Source organism: Megasphaera sp. ASD88, from assembly GCF_002287425.1.
Classification (GTDB): domain Bacteria; phylum Bacillota; class Negativicutes; order Veillonellales; family Megasphaeraceae; genus Megasphaera; species Megasphaera stantonii.
The window spans coordinates 1-3,881 of record NZ_NQXW01000042.1 but is presented as its reverse complement, the minus strand read 5'-3'; the positions used below and the strand labels follow the sequence as shown (position 1 = coordinate 3,881).

Below are 3,881 nucleotides of genomic sequence, written 5' to 3'. Positions count from 1 at the left end.
CGGCTGTCGTGCCGCGGATGATAGCTACATCAATTTTGTGCGGATGATACCAGAGCCATTCTTCGCCGCCCAATTCAATAACTTCAACGATATCTTCCTTCGTTACATCGTTGATTTTGCCGCCTTCCAGACGAGGATCAACGAAGGTACGGAGGCCGACTTTGGTAATCGTGCCGGGACGGCGGCCCGCGATGTCGCGGAACCACTGGGACAACGTGCCCTGCGGCAGGTTGTAGGCTTCTACTTTATTGTTATTTACCAATTCGCCCAAACGCGGTGTCAGGTTGAAGTGACCGCCGATAATACGTTTCAGCATGCCTTCGTCGCCGAGGTGGTTCAGGCCGCGTTCGCCGCTGTCGCCCTGGCCTGCGGCATAGATAACCGTCATGTCTTTCGGCGTATTGTTAGCTCTAAAGGAAGCTTCCATTTCTTTCAATACAGCTTCAGGAATCAAACCGCCGACGAAACCGCTCGTTGCGATCGTTGCGCCGTCTTTAATTTGCTGCACTGCTTCAGCAGCCGTTACAAATTTTGCCATGATGAGCATCTCCTTTTGTGTTACATCTCAAACCTTACAGATGTTTGTATATGTTGATGTATCTTAGTGAAGCCCTGTTACAGAATAGATAAAGATGATGACGAATACGGTGAAGGTCTTCAGTACCGTAATTACGAAGATATCTTTATACGATTCTTTATGCGTCAAGCCGCAAACTGCGAGCAGCGTGATGATAGCGCCGTTGTGAGGCAAGGTATCCAAACCACCGGAAGCCATGGAAGCAACACGGTGGAGGATTTCCGGACCCATGCCGATGGACTGTGCCCAAGCGAGCCAATCCTGGGACATTAATTCCAAAGCGATAGCCATACCGCCGGAAGCAGAACCTGTAATACCAGCAAGTACCGTTACGCTGACAGCTTCGGATACGAGCGGCGTGCCGCCGATATGAATGCTCATGAGGAAGCCTGCTACTTCAGCAAAGCCCGGGAGCTGGGAGATAACGTTACCATAACCAACTTCGGATGCCGTGTTCATGATAGCGAGCAGGGAACCGATAGCACCGGCATTGAGGATCTTGGACATGCTATCTACAGTCTTAACTTCGCGCCAGCCAGCAATCAAAGCGACGATAATGCCGCATACGAGAGCGATGATCAAAGCCCAGATACTAACTACGTTCTGCACTTTAGCAGCTACGAGGGGAACGCCCTTCATGTGCTGGAAGGGAACGAGGATATCAGGATTCCAAGCAACGAATTCCGTAACGACGAAGTTAACGACCAATACAGTCAGCAAGGGGAGGCAAGCAACCTGCCAGGAGAACAATTTTGCGTTCGGGTCCAGTACAGGTTCGTTCAGCGTATGATTGCCATAGCCTTCGCCTTTAGCGATGCAGGATTTCAAACGATGGATAATAAAGAAACCGCCAACGCCATAAATGATGACGGCGCCGATGATACCAGCAAGCGGGCCGGCATAAAGGTTCGTGCCGAAATATGTCGTCGGGATAATGTTCTGAATCTGCGGAGTACCGGGCAAGCAGTCCATCGTAGCCGTAAATGCACCCAAAGCGATGCAGGCCGGAATCAGGTGTTTCGGATAGTCAGCTTCTTTAAAGAGGGCTGCTGCGAACGGATATACTGCGAATACAACGACGAACATGAGAACGCCGCCGTAGGTCAGGATCGAACCGGCCAATACGATAGAAATAACGGCTTTTGTAGGTTCTTTGCCCAAGCCATTGATGATAGCGCTGGCCAAACCACGGGCAAGACCCGTTTCTTCCATGACCTTACCAAAAATAGCACCTAACATGAATACCGGGAAGTACGATTTGATGTACGTTACGGCTTTACCCATGAATAATTCGGTGTATGAAGGCATGAGGTCTAAACCAGTCAGCGTAGCCGCCAGGATAGCCATGATCGGGGCCATCATGATAACGGAGAAGCCGCGGTATGCGAACGTTATCAGGCCGATCAAGCTGAGTAAGATGACGAGAATGTTAAAATCCATGTGTACTCTCAACTCCTTATAACTTTGTGACAATTAGAACTTAAAAGGACTAAAAAATAAAACAGCCATGGCTAATGCATTCTTAATATTCAGGATATTGAAATCTAAAAATGCATTCTACACATTCATCATAGCATTTCCATTTCAGCAAAGTAAAATGGTCTGTCTTCATTTAATATATGAAATAATTTCATTCTTCGCTTGTAAAACGCTTTACGTCTCAAGAGCTATTTTATCCCATATTCTTTGACTTCCTTTGCATTCCTTGAATGAAAAAAAGTATAAAAAGTCTATTTCAGACACTATTGTTCCTTATTATGAAATACTGATAGACGCATGTATGCTGTACTTTAATTCAAGTCCTCGTAGCAGTTCTAAAAGAAAAAAACTTTTTTGTTTCTCTGCAATAAAAAACGAAGAAAGTATTATGCGTTTTTAATCTAGCTGAAAAAAGGAAGGGAATGATTCTTTTTGTTCAAAAATGAACATTCTTCCTCTATTATATCGCATATCCATATATTTAAATCAATATATACGGCACATATAGCACTATCCTCTTCTTCTCATTGCCATTTTTTATACAGTGTTTCACTGCTTCATTAGTAATTTTGTAAAAAAAAAGACTCTTGCCAACCTGTCATGTGGGTTAGACAAGTTGGCAAGAGCTTGTAAGCACTTAAAAGGTTGGTTTCGTTTACTTAACCGGACATGTTGTCGGTGAATCATGTAAGCAGTGAATCATCGGCTTAGGCTTCTAAGTCCGGATACATCGGATACGAGCGAGCGTTTGACTTATTTTTTCATGACGCGGGCTTCGCCGTCCGTTACGACCTTGCCGTCCTGATTGGTTACGGTCGTCTTGAAGATAATGCGGTGTTTTGCATCGTCTTTTTCCTTGCATTCTACCGTCGCGGTCAGCGTATCACCGTAGAATACCGGTGCCAGGAAGCTGAGGGACTGATTCATGTAAATCGTGTTCACGCCCGGCAGCTCCGTGCCCAGTACGGCCGAAATCAGGCCTGCCGACAACATGCCATGGGCAATGCGCTGTTTGAACATGGAATCCTTAGCGAATTCTTTGTTGATGTGAACGGGGTTGAAGTCCGTCGTTACGCCGGCAAAGGCATATACGTCGAATTCGGAAATCGTCTTCGATACAGATGCTTTATCACCGATCTTAATATCTTCATATTTTACGTCTTTTGCCATTTCTGCATCTCCTCCTTGCTTACCTTACGGATATACTATTACAGTTCCAAACCCATGGGTTTGTCTTCAAAGATACGAGCGTCCATCAGCTTGACGTCTTTGACGATAGGCTTGAAGTCCATGTATGCCAATACGTCTTTTTCGATGTCGATGCCCGGTGCCACTTCGATCAGTTCCAAGCCTTCCGGAGTCAGCTTGAATACGGCGCGTTCCGTGACGTACAGTACGGGCTGTCCTACGGCATTTGCATAGGCGCCGCTGAACGTTACCTGTTCTACCTGATTCAGGAACTTCTTATTCCGGCCTTCGCTCGTGATGACCAGTTTGCCGTCTTTGACTTCTTCCTTCAGGCCGCCGGCTGTGAAGGTGCCGCAGAAGATTACCTTCTTGGAGTTCTGCGTGATGTTGATGAAGCCGCCGCAGCCTGCTACACGGCCGTTGAACTTACTTACGTTGATGTTGCCGTTGACGTCCGATTCAGCCAAGCCGAGGATTGCCAGGTCTACGCCGCCGCCGTCATAGAAGTCAAACTGGTACGGCTGGTCGAGGATAACCGAGGCGTTCGTGGCTGCGCCGAAGCTCAGGCCGCCGGCCGGTACGCCGCCGATAGTGCCTGCTTCTGTCGTCAGTACCATGCTGTCGATGCCTTCTTCAG

At 47.3% G+C, this 3,881-nt stretch carries 3 protein-coding genes and 1 pseudogene; all 4 read right to left on the bottom strand.

The annotated features are described in order from the left end of the window. A partial coding sequence (locus tag CJ260_RS12260; RefSeq protein ID WP_304442061.1) for a CoA-transferase occupies positions 1-538 on the bottom strand: 538 nt, incomplete at its 3' end. A gap of 63 nt (positions 539-601) precedes the next feature. Beyond that, complete coding sequence (locus tag CJ260_RS12255; RefSeq protein WP_087478871.1) at positions 602-2,017, bottom strand: GntP family permease; 1,416 nt, start codon at positions 2,015-2,017, stop codon at positions 602-604. A 792-nt stretch (positions 2,018-2,809) separates the two neighbouring features. After that, positions 2,810-3,226, bottom strand: coding sequence for a MaoC family dehydratase (locus CJ260_RS12250; protein WP_087478870.1), 417 nt, complete (start codon positions 3,224-3,226; stop codon positions 2,810-2,812). A gap of 38 nt (positions 3,227-3,264) precedes the next feature. Next, positions 3,265-3,881 (bottom strand): annotated as a pseudogene (locus tag CJ260_RS12245) (acyl CoA:acetate/3-ketoacid CoA transferase); the annotation flags it as partial.

Excerpts from the sequence above, each read along its gene's own strand:
- CJ260_RS12255 (WP_087478871.1), bottom strand. The coding sequence starts at position 2,017 with ATGGATTTTAACATTCTCGTCATCTTACTCAGCTTGATCGGCCTGATA.
- CJ260_RS12250 (WP_087478870.1), bottom strand. The coding sequence starts at position 3,226 with ATGGCAAAAGACGTAAAATATGAAGATATTAAGATCGGTGATAAAGCA.